We start from the raw sequence: 14790 nt of genomic DNA on the forward strand, positions 1-14790 counted from the left end.
CGGCACAAATCTGTTGTGACTCTTACCGGCAATACCCTAAGCATCGATCTGAAATCCGGCCAAAAAATCTTCCCGCGCGGCGCCTGGCGCAACGCGAATCCTTCGTTTCAGGCTCGCACGATCCGCGGTTGGATGTCTGATTTCGGCACACGGACTGGCCGGCGCCCGATCAGTAAATACCTGGGCCCAAGGCTTTGGGAAGACGGACTAGACCTCGTCCCAATTAATATCTTCGGATCATTTGCAGAAGACGAACGAATATAATGCTTCGTCGAATCCGACCTGTAAAACGTCACTGAACCGTCATCCCGCAATCCTAATCCCGCCTCGCTTCCGAAGACGAGTCAACGCGAGGGCCCATGTCCGATTCCGCCGTAATGTCGCCGCCCATAACGAGAGTCAGGCCCGAAGGCAGTCCGCGCCTCGAATCCGGGACGCCGATGGCCGGCGTGATCGCCTTCCTGTCGGTGCTGGTGGCCGGCCTCGGCTACGCGGTGGTGAGCCTCGTCACCGACATGAACGCGGTCGGCGAAGCGCCCCTGGCCTACGGAGCCTTCGCGCTGCTCGGGCTGGCCCTTCTGATCGCCCTCGCCTTCGAGTTCGTGAACGGATTCCACGACACCGCCAACGCCGTGGCGACGGTGATCTACACCCATTCGATGCCGCCGCTGGTGGCGGTGGTCTGGTCGGGTTTCTTCAACTTCCTGGGGGTGATGCTGTCCTCCGGCGCGGTGGCCTACGCCATCGTCACCCTGCTGCCGGTGGAGCTGATCCTGCATGTCGGCTCGGGGGCCGGCTACGCGATGATCTTCGCGCTGCTGCTCGCCGCCATCATCTGGAATCTCGGGACCTGGGCCTTCGGCCTGCCCAATTCCTCGTCGCACGCGCTGATCGGCTCGGTGATCGGCGTCGGCCTCGCCAACCAGCTGATGAACGGCGGCACCCGCACCGCCGGGGTGGATTGGAACCAGGTGCTCAACGTCTTCAAGGCCCTGCTGTTCTCGCCCGTCTGCGGCTTCGTGCTCGCGGCGCTGCTGCTGCTCGCGCTGAAATTCGCGGTGCGGCGCAAGGACCTCTACGAGGCCCCCCAGAGCGAGGCGCCGCCGCCGGTGTGGATCCGCGGCATCCTGATCCTGACCTGCACCCTGGTGTCGTTCTTCCACGGCGGCAATGACGGGCAGAAGGGCATGGGCCTGATCATGCTGATCCTGATCGGCGCCGCCCCGACGGCCTACGCGCTCAACCGGACCATGTCGGATTCCACGACCCCGGCCTTCATCCAGACCTCGATGGCGGCGAGCCAAGTCTTCTCCACCCGGGCCGGCGAGACGGCCCTGCCGGAAGTTGCGCAGGCCCGCGACACGGTGACGGACGCGCTGAAGTCCAAGGATCTGAACAAGCCGCCGGTCTACGCCGCGCTCGCCGCGCTCTCGACCGGCATCGCCACCAGCGTGAAGAACTACGGCGCGATCCGCACGGTGCCGGCCGCCCAGACGGAGAACATGCGCAGCGACATGTACCTCGCCGCCGACGCGGTGCGGCTGCTGCCGGCCGCCGGGGCCGATCTGTCGGAGGCCGAGAAGGCGACCCTGAAGAGCTATACCGGGCTGCTCAACGACGGCACCCGCTATATTCCGGGCTGGGTGAAGGTCTGCGTCGCGCTGGCGCTCGGCCTCGGCACGATGGTGGGCTGGAAGCGCATCGTCGTGACGGTGGGCGAGCGGATCGGCAAGACCCACCTCACCTACGCCCAGGGCGCGTCGGCCGAGATCGTCGCCGCGGGCACGATCGGGCTCGCCGAGTTGTACGGCCTGCCGGTCTCGACCACGCATATCCTGTCGTCGGGCGTCGCCGGCACGATGGCGGCCAACGGCTCGGGCCTGCAGATGGCCACGGTGCGCAACATGGCGCTCGCCTGGGTGCTGACCCTGCCGGCCGCCATCACCCTGGCGGCGGTGCTGTTCTACATCCTGCGCTACGTGTTCTGACGCGGCAATCCCGCCCCCCGGGCGGGCGTTCAGACAGGCAGGGCCGTTTCCGCGATCGGCGGAAGCGGCCCTGTCGCTTTCAGTCCCGGCTATTCGGGACGTCTCAGGGGCGCGCCATGGCGCGCACATAGGCCAGACAGGTCCGGCGTGCGGCGACGGTCTCGATCGCCATGAAGGCCGTCACGAGGTCCGCCGCCTGGACCACGATCTCACTCGGTTCCGGCTCATCCGGGAAGAATGCGGCGACCGGCAGGTGGAGCGTATCGGCGATGCGGTCCAGGATCGCCGCGGAGCGGTCCATCTCGGAAAGCCCATGGACAGGCCGGGTCATGGCGCAGGCCATCGCTCAACCGACCTGGTTGCCGAGCTGGATCGCCCGGGCAATCTCGGAGCGCCGCGCGGCGTAGCCCGGAGCGACCATCGGATAATCGGCGGGCAGGCCGAACTTGGCCCGGTAGCGCTCGGGCGTCAGGCCGTTGGCGGTGAGGTGGCGCTTGAGCGTTTTGTACGACCGGCCGTCGATGAAGCTGATCAGGCCGTCTTGACCGATCGAGGCCTCGATCTGTGCGGCGGACGGGCCGTTCCAGGCCGTGGCGGATCCGGCCGGGTTCTTGTGAAGCACCGCGATCGCCGCATGAACCTGGTCGATCAGCACCGGCAATTCCCCAGCCCCCACGGGGTTTCGCGACACGTAGGCGGCGACGATCGCGCCGACTTTCTCAAGCAGGAAGGATGAGCGGGGTTCGGACGGGTTGATCATGTCGGAGGTCACTGTTCAAAATTTCGCTATGAATACCCCTGGTGATCGATCGACGGCCCGAAGGTCCGCCCCAGTGATCGATCGCCGCAGGATGGCCCGCCGCGGCCGGGTTGCCACGGAAACCTCAAGTTGCTTCAGTGCATCCCTTGAGGCTGGAAACAATATACAATATGTGTCCGGCGGCGCTTGTCTGAAGACGCGGATCCCTTGTCCCCGCCGCGCGAAACGCCGGTCGATAAAAAAATTTACTTATGAAAGCATTGTTTTCGACCGACGGGCTTAACCCCTCGCAGAGCTTTCGGCGGTGGCGGGAAACGCTGGTCGGGCGTGGTGTCCCCCTCGAGCAGGCGCGCCTCGATGACGGTCCGTTCGCCGCCAAGCTGGAAGCGGCCCGCGTCGGCCCTCTGCTGCTCACCCGCGTTTCGCATGGCGCGATGCGCAGCGAGGCGACGCGCGGGCTGATCCAGCGCAACGGCAAGGACGGCACCGTCGTGGCCCAGCGCGCCAAGGCGCATGTCGAGTCCCATCTCGGCGACCCGACCCTCGACGCGCCGCAACTCGCCGCGGCGGTGGGCGTCTCCCTGCGCCGGCTCCAGGAATTGTTCCACGCGCGCGGCCAGCACATCTCCGACTGGATCTGGCAGCGCCGACTGGCGGTCGCGACCGGGCGCCTGGTCGACCCGGGCAGCGCCCACCTGCCGATCGGCACACTGGCCTTCGGCTGCGGTTTCGCCAGCCAGGCCCATTTCTCCCGCCGCTTCAAAGAGCGCTACGGCAGCACTCCCCGCGAGTATCGCCACGCCGCATTTGAAAGCATTCCGTAGGCCACCGCGCTACCCGGCATCGCCAGGGAACAGGACCCGTGCAACCCGTTTTTTCGACCGACGGCCTCCACCCGCAGAACAGCTTCAAGATCTGGCGGGAGGTGCTGTTCGAACGGCTCGTGCCGATCAAGATGGAGCGGCTGGACGACCGGCCGTTCGCGGGCAGGATCGAGGTCGCCAATGTCGGCTCCCTCAACATGAGCCGCGTCACGCAGGGCGCCCTGCGCAGCGAGACGACGCCCCAGGCCGCGCGCCAGCACGACAGGGCCGGCATGGCGGTCGTGGTGTTCAAGCTCGCCGGCGCGTCGTCCTGCCTTCAGGACGGCCGAGACTCGGTGCAGCGACCCGGCGACATCGTCGTGCTCGACCATCGGCCCGCCGTGGTGACGACCGGCCCCGGCAGCCAATCCCTGTTCCTGGAGCTGCCGCGCGAGCGCCTGGAGAGCATGCTCGGCCCGACCCGGCTCTATACGGCGCTGTCGATGGGCGCGGAGCTGGCTTCGAGCAGCCTGGCATCGGCCTTCTTCCGCGAGCTGATCCAGATGCGCCACCGGCTCGATCCCGACGCGGCGGAACGGATGTCGACGATCGGCGTCGATCTGATCGTGGCCTGCATCGCCGAGCGGATGGCCAAGGACGTGCCGCAGCCGCTCCACGGCACCGTCGTGGTCCAGCGCGCCAAGGCGTTCGTCGAGGCCAATCTCGGCGACCCGACCCTCGATCCGCCGCAACTCGCCGCGGCAGTGGGTGTGTCGCTGCGTCGGCTTCAGGAGCTGTTCCACGAGCGCGGCCAGCACATTTCCGACTGGATCTGGCAGCGTCGGCTGGAGGCGGCGTCCAAACGGCTGGCCGACCCGAGCGGCGCGCACATACAGATCGGTGCGGTGGCCTTCGGCTGCGGTTTTGCCAGCCAGGCGCATTTCTCCCGCCGCTTCCGGGAACGCTACGGCATGCCGCCCAGCGAATACCGACACGCGGCCCTTTTGCGCACGGCTTGAGGGGCTGTGGTTCGGCTGCGCCAAAGTCGTTGAGGACATTGGGACACCGGCAGAAGTGCCATCGACGCCGCGCGAGCACTTCGCCTGCTCCAGCGCAGCCTTCCCAACTGCGACCCGTCCCGGACAGGGCGAGAATGAGCGTGGCAGGCTCCATCTGCCAGACCCGGAGCCGCAGGTGCCTGCGGTGCCGTATTGCATAATCCAGGTCGTTTTTGATATGAAGACGCGGAATCAACCAAATAAAAACGCCGCCTTTCAGAGCAGATATTTCGTTCTTATCCAGAAAAAATCGACGAAAAATCAAAAGCCATAGATCATTCTGCGAAAGCGCATCGCAAATTCATTTCGCGAGATCGACCAACAAGAATGGAATAATATTTATGAAATTATTGTTTTCGACCGAGAGGCTGCCGATCAAATCAAGGTTCGAGCGCTGGCTCGAGATGCTTGAGGAGCAACGCCTTCCGCTCGAGCAGGAGCAACTCGACGCCGCGCCCTTCGAGGCCAAGCTCGAGATCGCCACGCTGGGTCCCCTGACGATGACCCGGGTGTCGGAGGGCCCGCTGCGCAGCGAGGCGACGCCGAGCGCGATCCGCCGTCTCGGTGACGAGGGCTGCATCAGCGTGGGCTTCACGCTGGCCGGCATGACGAAAGTCCAGCAGCGGGATCGGGCAACGGCCCAGCGTCAGGGCGATTTGGTGGTGATCGAGCATCAGCCGACGGTGATGACGACGAGCCCGGGCAATCAGTCCCTGTACCTGAAGATGCCCCGCGAACGTCTGGAGAGCGCGCTCGGCCCGGCCCGGCACTACGCGGCCCTGACCATAGGCTCGGAGCTGGCCACCGCGACCCTGGCGATGAGCTTCTTCGTGGAGCTGAGCCGCATGCATTACCAACTCGATGCCGCGACGGCGGTCCGCATGGGATCGATCGGCGTGGACCTGATCGTGGCCAGCATCGCCGAACGGATGGCCCGGGACGTGCCCCTGCCGCTCAGCGACTCCGTTCTGGTCCAGCGGGCCAAGGCGCATGTCGAGGCCAACCTCGGCGACCCGACCCTCGACCCGCCCCAGGTCGCAGCCGCACTCGGCGTGTCGCTGCACCGGCTCCGGGACCTGTTCCGCACGCGCGGCCAGCACGTCTCGGATTGGATCTGGCAGCGCCGGCTGGAGGTCGCAGCGGATCGCCTCGCCGACCCGGCCTGCGCCCACATCACCGTCGGTACCCTGGCCGGCGGCTGCGGCTTCAGCAGCCGCACCCATTTCTCCCGCCGGTTCAAGGACCGGTTCGGCCTAGCGCCCGGCGAGTTCCGGCACGCCGTCGGACTGGCCGGGCACTAGAGCGCTCGTCGCCGAAGTGAATACCGGTTCGGCGTGAACGAGCGCGTCAAATCAAAGACCTAGAGCCATTCCCGGTCGCAGCGCGATCGGGAATGGCTCTAGCCGCCCGCCGCACCTATTCAGGGCCGCGGTCGCTCCGGCGCAGGCTTGCCGGCATCGCGAACAGCAGGAGGACGGCGGCCACCAGGCAGAGGGACCCGATGACGTAGAGGGCCGGCGTGGTGGATCCGGTCAGGTCCTTGACCCAGCCGACCATCACCGGGCTGACGATGCCGCCGAGCTGCCCCAGGGTGTTGATCAGTGCGATGCCGCCCGCCGCGCCGACGCCGGTGACGAGCTTGGCCGGCAGGGTCCAGAAGGTCGGGATCGAAGCGACGATCCCGGCCCCCAGCAGCGCCAGCGCGAACATCAACGGCACGATCTGCCGGTCGAACAGGCCGGCGGTGAAGAACCCGATGGCGGCGGCGATCGCCAGCCCGGCAACGAATTTCGGCCGCTCGCCGGACGCGTCGGACAGGCGTCCGACCACCACCATGCTGATCGCACCGCAGATATACGGGACCGACGTCAGGAAGCCGACATAGGCCGCGCTGCTGCCGCTCGCGGTCTTGATCAGGTCCGGCCCCCAGAAGTTCAGCCCATAGGAGCCGATCTGGAGGAGGAAGTAGACGAGCCCGATCATCAGGAAGCCCGGCTGGCGGATCGCCCCGAGGAGCGAATGGTCGCCGATCTCGCGGTTGTGGTGGGCGATCCGGGCCGACAACAGCGCCTTCTCCGGCTCCGAGAGCCAGCGCGCATCGGAGATCCGGTCGTCGAGGCGCATCAGCACCAGGGCGCCGAGCAGGAGGCAGGGCAGGCCGCCGGCCAGGAACAGCCATTGCCAGCCGGCGAGCCCGGCGACGCCGTTGAGCCCGCCGAGGATCAGGCCGGCGACCGGCGCCCCGACGATGCCTGAGAAGGCCGACGCCACGAACAGGAACGAGGTGATCCGCCCGCGATGCGAGGCCGGGAACCACAGGGTCAGGTAGTACAGGATGCCGGGCGCGAAGCCCGCCTCCATGGCGCCGATGATGAAGCGCAGGGTGTAGAAGTGCCATTCGGTGCGGATGAAGATCATCAGCGCCGTGGCGATCCCCCAGGAGATCATGATCCGGGCGATCCAGCGGCGCGCGCCGACCCGGTAGAGGAACAGGTTCGACGGCACCTCGAAGATGACGTAACCGACCACGAACATGCTGGCACCGAGCCCGTAGGCGACGTTGCTGAAGCCGAGGTCGCTCTGCAGCTGGAACTTGGCGAAGCTGATGTTGATCCGGTCGAAGAACGCGAACAGGTAGCAGACCATGATCAGCGGCATCAGCCGCCACGCCACCTTCCGGACGATGCCGGCCTCGGTCACGTCCTCTGGGCGCGCGGGCGCGCCGGTCACCGCGATGGCCATCGTGTTCCTCCCTCGATTAGGTCCGCCCGTTGAAGACGGGGGGCAGCTGCGCGGGACCGCCTTCAGACGGGCGGCTTCCTCGCACGGTGTCTCAAGTCACGGGTTTCCAAAGGGCTTAGCCCTTTGGCGGGGTTCGGGGGCGGAGCCCCCGATGCATCCGGCTAAGCCCACCGTGCGGTCAGGCAGCCCGGGGGACCGGGTGGAGATCGCAGGGGCGGCCGGCCTTGGCGACCTGGCCGGGCACCGCGTGGCCGACCAGCCGCGGCAGGTCCCGGGACAGGGCGATCAGGGCCGGCAGGTCGAGGCCGGTCGGGATCCCCATCTCGTGGGCCATGCTGACCAGATCCTCGGTGCAGATGTTGCCGGTGGCGCCCGGGGCGAACGGGCAGCCGCCCAGGCCGCCCAGCGCCGCATCGAAGCGGCGGGCGCCCGCCTGCCAGGCGGCCAGCACGTTGGCCAGGCCGACCCCGCGGGTGTTGTGGAAATGCAGCGTCAGGTGTTCGGCGGGGACGATGGCGAGCACCCGAGCGACGAGCCGCTCGACCTGGCGCGGGTTGGCCATGCCGGTGGTGTCGGCCAGCGTCACGCCGGTGATGCCGAGCGCGCGGTAGCGCTCGACCTGCGCGACGACCTTGTCGACCGGCTGATCGCCCTCGAACGGGCAGCCGAAGGCGGTCGCCACCGTGGCGTTGGTCAGGACCGACGCGCCCTTCACGGTCTCCATGATCCGGGAGAACCCGGCGATCGAGTCGTCCGGGCTCATGCCCATATTGGCGCGGTTGTGGGTCTCGCTGACGGAGGCGACGAGGTTGATCTCGTCGACCCCGGCCGCGAGCGCGCGCTCGGCGCCCTTCGGGTTCGGGACCAGCGCCACGTAGACCGTGCCGGGCCGGCGGCGGATCCCGGCGAACACGTCGGCGGCGTCGCGCAGGGCCGGCACCGCCTTGGGCGAGACGAAGGATGAGACCTCGATCCGGGAGAAACCCGCCTCCGAGAGCGCGTTCACCAGGGCGATTTTCTCGGCGGTCTCGACCCAGGCCGCCTCGATCTGGAGGCCGTCGCGGGGGGCGACCTCCTGGACCAGCATCGTGGCGTCGCTCATTTGACCGCTCCCGCGTCGCGCAGCGTCTGGATCGCGGTCGCGTCGAGGCCGAGATCAGCCAGGACCGCATCGGTGTGGGCGCCGAGCGCCGGCCCCTGCCAGCGCACCGCCCCGGGGGTGCCCGAGAGCTTCGGCACGATGCCGGGCATCTTCACCTGCGTGCCGCCGGGCAGTTCCGCTTCGAGGATCATGTCGCGGGCCTGGTAGTGCGGATCGGCGACGATGTCGGCCACCGAGTAGATCCGTCCGGCCGGCACGTCTGCGGCGTCGAGGGCAGCCAGGGCGTCGTCGACGCTTCGGGCCTTCGACCAGTCCCCGATCACGCTGTCGAGCATGGCGGCGTGCTGCGAGCGGCCGTCATTCGAGCGCATCTGCGGATCCTCGGCGAGGTCGGGGCGGCCGATCGCCTTCATCAAGCGGCGGAAGATCGGATCGCTGTTGCCGGCGATCACGACGTAGCCGCCGTCCTGGGTCGGGTAGGTGTTGGACGGGGTGATGCCGGGCAGCGCGCCGCCGGTGCGGGTGCGGATCTCGCCGAGCAGGTCGTATTCGGGGACCAAGCTCTCCATCACGTTGAAGACGCTCTCCACCAGCGAGACGTCGACCACCTGCCCGGCGCCGCCGTTCACCTTGACGTTCAGGATCGACATCAGCGCGCCGATCACGCCGTGGAGCGAGGCCAAGGTGTCGCCGATACTGACCCCAACCCGGGCCGGGGGGCTGTCCGGAGAGCCGGTGGTGTAGCGCAACCCGCCCATGGCCTCGCCGATGGCGCCGAAGCCCGGCCGGTCGCGATACGGCCCGGTCTGGCCGTAGCCGGAGATGCGGACCATCGTGAGATTGGGGTTGAGGGCCGAGAGCACGTCCCAGCCGAGACCCAGCTTCTCCAGGCCGCCGGGCCGGAAATTCTCGACCACCACGTCGGCGCTCGCGGCGAGGCGCTTGACGATGTCGAGCCCGTCGGGCGTCTTCAAATTGACGGCGATCGACTTCTTGTTGCGCGACTGGAGATACCACCACAGCGAGGTATCGCCGTGCATCTTGCGCCAAGTGCGCAGGGGGTCGCCGCCTTCCGGCGCCTCGACCTTGATCACCTCGGCACCGAACTCGGCCAGGAGCTTGGTGGCGAAGGGTGCGGCGATGAGCTGGCCGAGTTCCAGCACACGGATCCCGCTGAGCGGACCTGACACCGTCGTTCTCTCCCTGTCTTTGCGGACAGGATAGGACCGTCACGCGGGCGATGTCCAAACGCGATGCACGAGCCTGCGTTCTCCAGATGCGAACGCAGGCTCGCCCTAACCCCCGGCCGTGCGCAGGTGATCGAGGAGCAGGGCGGCGGCGGGCGGCAGGGCGCCGGGCCGGACCACCAGGGTGAGCGTCCGCGTGGCCCACGGGTCGGTCAGCGGCACCGCGGCGAGCCGCATCTGCGGCCCGAGCAGGGCGTAGACCCCCTCGGGGATCGTGCCGAGCCCCATCCCGGCTTGGGCCATCCGGCAGATCCCGTCGAAGCTCGGCACGTGGATCCGCAGGCGCAGCGGGCGTCCGAGGCGCCGGGCCTCGTCGCGCAGGGCCGCGTAGATCGAACTCTCGACGTGCAGGCCGACATGATCGTAGTCGAGGGTGTCGGCGAGGGCGATTGCGGCGCGCCCGCTCAGAGGATGGTCGGCGGGCATGACCAGGACCAGCCGGTCGCCGCGATACGGGTAGGCGGCGAGCGAGCGGGTATCGGTGCCGCCGGCGCAGATCCCGAGATCGGCCACGCCCTCCTCGACGCCGAGCACCACGCCGCCACTCGGCCGCTCGGCCAGGTCCACGCGGATCCGCTCCTGCGCGGCCAGGAAGACCTGAAGATCCTCGGGCAGGAACTGCACGATGGCCGACAGGTTGGCGAGCATCCGCACGAAGCCGCGCACCCCGTGCGCGTGCTCGGCGAGTTCGAGCGCCATCTGCTCGGCGCTCGCCAGCATCCGGCGGGTGTGGTGCAGCAGGGTCTCGCCGGCCGGTGTCAGGCGCATCCCCCGCGGTTCGCGAGTGAGCAGCGTGCAACCCAGGGCGCGCTCCAGCTCGGCCAGCCGCTTGCTCACCGCCGAGGGGGCAATGGCGGCCCGCCGCGCCGCGCCGTTGAGCGTCCCCGCCTCGCAGATCGCCGCGAACAGACGCAGCGTCTTGAGATCGAGGCGGCTCAGGGTGGCCGCGGTGGGGAGCGTGTCGGGAATGCTCAGGATCCTTTCTTGGCCGTCTCCTGGGGGCCGCGCCAGTCCCGCGCGCCGACCGGCTGGCCGTATGCGCCGTGGCCGAGCTTCGCGCCCTGTCGGTTGACCAGGCCGAAGCGCAGGACCGCCTGCTCCAGGTAGGCGATCGCATCGACGAGATGGGCGCGGGCCGCCGCGATCGCGTCCTCCCCCTCCTCGACGGGGGTCTCGGCGAGGTTCACCGCGGCGATCAGCACCCGGTCGCGCTCCTCCTCGATCCGCCGGTCGCGCTCGACATGGCCGCGGACTTTCGCGTCGAAGGCCTCGATCACCGACCAGGGCAGCGCGTCCTTGTCCACAGGCGCCCGGAAGGCCAGCGCGTGGCGCCGCGCCGCTGCCGCGGCGGCCCTGACATGGTCGGCGAGTTCTGCATCCATCCCGAGTCTCCGTGCGGTCTCACGCATTGATCAGGCATCGTCCGTTCCCGAAAGCCGGCAACCACCTTCGGGACGATGCGCGCGCATGATGTCTCGAACGCGCGCCCGTCCCGCCCGTTGCCGGGGCCATGACCTTGACAACGTGAGCGCTTATCTCGCGGAACTGTGATCGGTGTACCGGGCCTCGCCCGGACGGGAGTTACCCTGAATGGTTTCGATGCTGAATGCCGGCGCCTTGCGCCCAACCTCCGCGGCGGCGCGCCTGCTGAGCGCGCTCACGATCCTCCTGGTTGCCATCGGACTCTCAGGCTGCGGTGCGATCAATCGCGTGCCGACCCTGGAGGAACAGGCCAAGTCGTCCTGGAGCGAGGTGGAGAACCAGTACCAGCGCCGAGCCGACCTGATCCCGAACCTCGTCGAGACCGTGAAGGGCTATGCCCAGCAGGAAAAGGACGTGCTGATCGGCGTCACCGAAGCCCGCGCCAAGGCGTCGAGCGTGAAGGTCGACGCCTCGACGGTGAGCGATCCGCAGAAATTCAAGGAATTCCAGGACGCCCAGAACCAGCTCTCCGGGGCGCTCGGGCGCCTGCTGGTCACGGTGGAGAAATACCCCGACCTGAAGTCGAACCAGAACTTCCTGGCCCTGCAATCGCAGCTCGAAGGCACCGAGAACCGCATCGCCGTGGCGCGGCGCGACTACATCGGCTCGGTCCAGGCCTACAACACCGAGTTGCGCACCATCCCGGGCCGCTGGATCGCCGCGATCCTGTATCCCGAGGCCAAGCCGATGGAGACGTTCTCGGCAACCCCGAATGCCGACCGGCCGCCGAACGTGAAGTTCTAGATGCGTCTCATGGGCTTGAGCACCGGGACGCTGGTGCGGCTCTTCCTCGCGCTGGTCGTCCTGTTCGCATGTCTGGCGGTCTACGCGGTCGGAGCGCTCGCCACCGACCTGACCTTCCCGCCGCTCACCGGCCGCGTGGTAGATGGCGCCGGCATCCTGACACCGGATCAGCGCACGGCCCTGGAGGCCAAGCTGAAGGGGCACGAGGACAAGACCTCGGACCAGGTCGTTGTGGCGACCGTGCCCAACCTCCAGGGCACGACCATCGAGGACTTCGCCAACCGCCTGTTTCGGGACTGGAAGCTCGGGCAGGCCAAGACCAACAACGGCGCGCTGCTGCTGGTGGCGCCGAGCGAGCGCAAGGTGCGGATCGAGGTCGGCTACGGGCTCGAAGGCGCGCTCACCGACGCGCTGTCGCGGGTGATCATCGCCAGCGCGATCACGCCGCGCTTCAAGACCGGTGATTATTACGGCGGGATCGATGCCGGCATCGACGGAATCCTGGGAATCCTGTCGGGGGACGCGCAGGAATGGCAGCGCAAGCCGCAGGTCCGCGCCGACGAGGTCGACCCCGGTCAGGTCGCGGTCTTCGTGATCCTGTTCCTGGTCGTGCTCTTCGTAGCCTGGCGCATGAGCCGCGGGGGCGGCGGCCGTGGGGGTCGCCCGGCCGGGCGCGGCGGCGGCATCGTGTTCCTGCCGGGCTCCGGCTCGAGCGGATGGAGCGGCGGCTTCTCGGATGGGGGCGCGTCGGGCGGCTTCGGCGGCGGGTTCTCCGGCGGGGGCGGCTCGTCGGGTGGTGGGGGATCCTCGGGTGACTGGTAGGATCGCCGACATTCTTCCCCCGGAGGCCTGCGAGCGCCTGGCCGCGGCGGTCGCCCGGGCCGAAGCCGGCACGTCCGGCGAGATCGTCGTGATGATCAGCCGGCGGGCGGGCGCCTACCGCTCCGTGGTGCTGCTCGCGGCCCTGATTACCGCGCTGATCCTGCCCTGGCCGCTGATCGCGCTGACTGGCTGGAGCGCCACCGCGATCCTGCTGGCGCAGGCCGCGCTGGTGGCCGCCATCCTGGCAGCGAGCCAGAACGAACGGCTGCGGCTGGCCCTCGTGTCGCGCCGGCTGCGCAGCGCCCGGGCCCGCGAGGCCGGGCAGCGGGCCTTCTGGTCCCGGGGCCTGAGCCGCACCCGGTCCCGCACCGGCGTGCTGCTCTACCTGTCGCTGGCCGAGCGCCATGCCGAGATTGTCACGGATCTCGGGGTGCTGCAGCGCATCCCGGCGCAATCCTGGGACGGGATCCTGGCCGATCTCACCCGTGCCCTGGCGCGGGGCGACATCGAGGGCGGCCTCACCGTGGCGGTCGAGCGGATCGGCGCCTGCCTGGCCGAGCATCTCCCGGCCGGCCCGCACGATCCGGACGAATTGCCGAATCGGGTGATCGTGGCGGATTAGCGCCGGCCGGCTTTCCGCACGCGCGTCCGAAACCCGAGCCTAGCCCCGGGCTTGCCGCAGCGCAGCCATGGCCTCCTCAGGCGCGGCGTCGCAGCCTGCCGGCACGACCAGCTTCACGGCCAGCTCATGCCGCGTCGCGGCGCCGTTCATTTCGAGAACCGCGCCGGCCCGGTGCAGGACGGACAGGATGCTCAGCTGTATCGCGGCCCGGGGACCATCCAGGGTCCGGCCCCGATAGACGTAGGCGACCCGGTCGTTGGGATCGCGCAACGGCGCGAGGGAGGTGTCGGTGCCGTGGGGCAAGGGCTCGACGAAGTCGGCCCTCACCGGCAGCGCGCAGGCGCTGGTCCAGACCAGCCGGCGCACGGCCTCGGCGCGCGGCAGAAATACGCCCTTCCCGAGATCGACAGCGACCGCGTCGGCCCAGTCCGGGGGCGTCGGGTTCGCATAGGCCTGGACCCGCATCGATGCCGAGAGGGCGAGCAACAGGCACAGGGCGACCAGCCCTGCCCGGTCGGCGTTGATCAGGCGGGTCGCGCGAGCCGGCACGGCGCCCTCTCGACATGGAGCACGATCGGCAGCAGCGACGCCGCCACGGACACCAGCGCCACGGTGACCGAGCCGGCCCCGTCGTGCCAGTAGCGGTAAGCCTCCGCGGAGGGCAGCATCGCCAGGATCCGAGCGACGTTGATCGCCACCACCGGGACGGCGCTCACCGCCAGGGCGCCGAGCGCCTCGCGGCGGATCGATCGGCCGGCGATCTTGAGCACACACAGCCAGATCAAGGCCGCCAGCGAGAGGTTGTGGAACGCCGAACAGCCCTCCAGCATGACGATCGACCAGTCCGGGCGGGCGCTGAGATAGACGCCGCTCGCCTGCAGACCCGGATAGGCGAAGCGCCCCGCCCAGGCCATCAGGGCGACCTCGACCGGTTCGATGGCGTGGTAGAACAGCTTGAAGACGAGCTTGCTCCACAGCTCGCAGAGCGACAGGGCGAGCCAGATCTGCCCGATATCGGCCAGCACGCGATCCTGGGAGCGACGGGCGAGGAGCCAGGCGGCGGCCAGCGTCATGCCGGCATAAATCGCGTGCGGCTCGGGCAGGAACCAGGTCAGCGCGCAGGCGACCAGGACGGCGCGGTCGGCCCGCGTCAGCGCGAGGCGGACGTGCCGGTCGCTGAACAGGACCGCCATGGTGGCGAGGGTGGCGAAGACCTCGCCGAAATTGAGTTCGGTGAGGCGCTGGATGCCAGGATCGGGATCGAGCAGCAGGCGCTGCAGCGCAGCCGAGATGGCCGTGCCGCACCCGAAGACCAGCAGATTCCCGCGAGCGGCTCGGACGGGCAGGTTCGCGGCGTGCGCGCGCGGGGCCTTGGCCGGCCCACCTCCGCGGCACCCTGTCAGAAGCTCGGCCATTCGGG

Annotated in this window: 16 protein-coding genes; 7 read left to right on the forward strand and 9 right to left on the reverse strand. The window is 68.8% G+C overall.

Translation table 11 applies throughout. The features are described from left to right. Positions 1 to 359: 359 nt before the first annotated feature. On the forward strand, positions 360 to 1988 hold the full coding sequence (locus MKK65_RS28460; RefSeq protein ID WP_409565510.1) for an inorganic phosphate transporter: 1629 nt from the start codon (positions 360 to 362) through the stop codon (positions 1986 to 1988). A 103-nt stretch (positions 1989 to 2091) separates the two neighbouring features. On the opposite strand, the gene MKK65_RS28465 is transcribed toward MKK65_RS28460, so the two are convergent. Together MKK65_RS28465 and MKK65_RS28470 are read right to left on the reverse strand one after the other, a co-directional pair. After that, a complete protein-coding gene (locus tag MKK65_RS28465; protein WP_058191856.1) occupies positions 2092 to 2319 on the reverse strand; it encodes a hypothetical protein in 228 nt (75 codons plus the stop codon). Positions 2320 to 2334: 15 nt separating this feature from the next. Beyond that, complete coding sequence (locus tag MKK65_RS28470; RefSeq protein ID WP_058191904.1) at positions 2335 to 2748, reverse strand: MucR family transcriptional regulator; 414 nt, start codon at positions 2746 to 2748, stop codon at positions 2335 to 2337. Between the two features lie 251 nt (positions 2749 to 2999). Between MKK65_RS28470 and MKK65_RS28475 the strand changes: the two genes are divergently transcribed. From MKK65_RS28475 to MKK65_RS28485, 3 genes are all read left to right on the forward strand, one after another. Then, positions 3000 to 3572 carry a helix-turn-helix transcriptional regulator gene (locus MKK65_RS28475; RefSeq protein WP_243961525.1) on the forward strand — a complete coding sequence of 191 codons (573 nt, stop codon included), beginning with the start codon at positions 3000 to 3002 and terminating at the stop codon, positions 3570 to 3572. A 38-nt stretch (positions 3573 to 3610) separates the two neighbouring features. Next, positions 3611 to 4570, forward strand: coding sequence for a helix-turn-helix domain-containing protein (locus tag MKK65_RS28480; RefSeq protein ID WP_243961526.1), 960 nt, complete (start codon positions 3611 to 3613; stop codon positions 4568 to 4570). Positions 4571 to 4950: 380 nt separating this feature from the next. Then, positions 4951 to 5910, forward strand: coding sequence for a helix-turn-helix domain-containing protein (locus MKK65_RS28485; RefSeq protein WP_243961528.1), 960 nt, complete (start codon positions 4951 to 4953; stop codon positions 5908 to 5910). A gap of 115 nt (positions 5911 to 6025) precedes the next feature. Here MKK65_RS28485 and MKK65_RS28490 read toward each other — a convergent pair whose 3' ends face one another. The 5 genes from MKK65_RS28490 to MKK65_RS28510 form a co-directional block, all read right to left on the reverse strand. Then, the gene (locus tag MKK65_RS28490) at positions 6026 to 7351 is read right to left on the reverse strand and encodes an MFS transporter (RefSeq protein WP_243961530.1); all 1326 of its coding nucleotides are present in this window, start codon (positions 7349 to 7351) and stop codon (positions 6026 to 6028) included. A gap of 178 nt (positions 7352 to 7529) precedes the next feature. After that, positions 7530 to 8453 (reverse strand): hydroxymethylglutaryl-CoA lyase, encoded by a 924-nt coding sequence (locus MKK65_RS28495; RefSeq protein ID WP_243961532.1) that lies wholly within the window; start codon positions 8451 to 8453, stop codon positions 7530 to 7532. After that, entirely contained in the window at positions 8450 to 9643 is a 1194-nt protein-coding gene (locus tag MKK65_RS28500; RefSeq protein ID WP_243961534.1) for a CaiB/BaiF CoA transferase family protein, read from the reverse strand. The genes MKK65_RS28495 and MKK65_RS28500 overlap by 4 nt, the downstream gene beginning before the upstream one ends. Before the next feature lie 105 nt (positions 9644 to 9748). Then, positions 9749 to 10669, reverse strand: a complete 921-nt coding sequence (locus MKK65_RS28505) for a LysR family transcriptional regulator (protein WP_243961596.1) — start codon at positions 10667 to 10669, stop codon at positions 9749 to 9751. A 2-nt stretch (positions 10670 to 10671) separates the two neighbouring features. After that, positions 10672 to 11082, reverse strand: a complete 411-nt coding sequence (locus MKK65_RS28510; RefSeq protein ID WP_058191863.1) for a hypothetical protein — start codon at positions 11080 to 11082, stop codon at positions 10672 to 10674. Positions 11083 to 11290: 208 nt separating this feature from the next. Between MKK65_RS28510 and MKK65_RS28515 the strand changes: the two genes are divergently transcribed. The 3 genes from MKK65_RS28515 to MKK65_RS28525 are packed head-to-tail and all read left to right on the forward strand — an operon-like array spanning position 11291 to position 13370. Further along, the gene (locus MKK65_RS28515; protein ID WP_243961535.1) at positions 11291 to 11926 is read left to right on the forward strand and encodes a LemA family protein; all 636 of its coding nucleotides are present in this window, start codon (positions 11291 to 11293) and stop codon (positions 11924 to 11926) included. Beyond that, on the forward strand, positions 11927 to 12748 hold the full coding sequence (locus tag MKK65_RS28520) for a TPM domain-containing protein (protein ID WP_243961537.1): 822 nt from the start codon (positions 11927 to 11929) through the stop codon (positions 12746 to 12748). It abuts the gene before it with no gap. Continuing rightward, entirely contained in the window at positions 12738 to 13370 is a 633-nt protein-coding gene (locus MKK65_RS28525; protein WP_243961538.1) for a TPM domain-containing protein, read from the forward strand. Before MKK65_RS28520 ends, MKK65_RS28525 begins: the two co-directional genes overlap by 11 nt. 39 nt (positions 13371 to 13409) lie before the next feature. Here MKK65_RS28525 and MKK65_RS28530 read toward each other — a convergent pair whose 3' ends face one another. Together MKK65_RS28530 and MKK65_RS28535 are read right to left on the reverse strand one after the other, a co-directional pair. After that, positions 13410 to 13919, reverse strand: a complete 510-nt coding sequence (locus MKK65_RS28530) for a hypothetical protein (protein ID WP_243961539.1) — start codon at positions 13917 to 13919, stop codon at positions 13410 to 13412. After that, a complete protein-coding gene (locus MKK65_RS28535; RefSeq protein WP_243961540.1) occupies positions 13895 to 14785 on the reverse strand; it encodes a hypothetical protein in 891 nt (296 codons plus the stop codon). Before MKK65_RS28535 ends, MKK65_RS28530 begins: the two co-directional genes overlap by 25 nt. Positions 14786 to 14790 lie beyond the last annotated feature (5 nt).

The organism is Methylobacterium sp. J-001 (assembly GCF_022829565.1).
GTDB lineage: Bacteria > Pseudomonadota > Alphaproteobacteria > Rhizobiales > Beijerinckiaceae > Methylobacterium.

What these genes read in the sequence shown, in the direction of transcription:
- MKK65_RS28460 (WP_409565510.1), top strand. Translation starts at nt 360, where the DNA reads ATGTCCGATTCCGCCGTAATGTCGCCGCCCATAACGAGAGTCAGGCCC.
- MKK65_RS28465 (WP_058191856.1), bottom strand. Translation starts at nt 2,319, where the DNA reads ATGACCCGGCCTGTCCATGGGCTTTCCGAGATGGACCGCTCCGCGGCG.
- MKK65_RS28470 (WP_058191904.1), bottom strand. Translation starts at nt 2,748, where the DNA reads ATGATCAACCCGTCCGAACCCCGCTCATCCTTCCTGCTTGAGAAAGTC.
- MKK65_RS28475 (WP_243961525.1), top strand. Translation starts at nt 3,000, where the DNA reads ATGAAAGCATTGTTTTCGACCGACGGGCTTAACCCCTCGCAGAGCTTT.
- MKK65_RS28485 (WP_243961528.1), top strand. Translation starts at nt 4,951, where the DNA reads ATGAAATTATTGTTTTCGACCGAGAGGCTGCCGATCAAATCAAGGTTC.
- MKK65_RS28490 (WP_243961530.1), bottom strand. Translation starts at nt 7,351, where the DNA reads ATGGCCATCGCGGTGACCGGCGCGCCCGCGCGCCCAGAGGACGTGACC.
- MKK65_RS28495 (WP_243961532.1), bottom strand. Translation starts at nt 8,453, where the DNA reads ATGAGCGACGCCACGATGCTGGTCCAGGAGGTCGCCCCCCGCGACGGC.
- MKK65_RS28510 (WP_058191863.1), bottom strand. Translation starts at nt 11,082, where the DNA reads ATGGATGCAGAACTCGCCGACCATGTCAGGGCCGCCGCGGCAGCGGCG.
- MKK65_RS28515 (WP_243961535.1), top strand. Translation starts at nt 11,291, where the DNA reads ATGGTTTCGATGCTGAATGCCGGCGCCTTGCGCCCAACCTCCGCGGCG.
- MKK65_RS28520 (WP_243961537.1), top strand. Translation starts at nt 11,927, where the DNA reads ATGCGTCTCATGGGCTTGAGCACCGGGACGCTGGTGCGGCTCTTCCTC.
- MKK65_RS28535 (WP_243961540.1), bottom strand. Translation starts at nt 14,785, where the DNA reads ATGGCCGAGCTTCTGACAGGGTGCCGCGGAGGTGGGCCGGCCAAGGCC.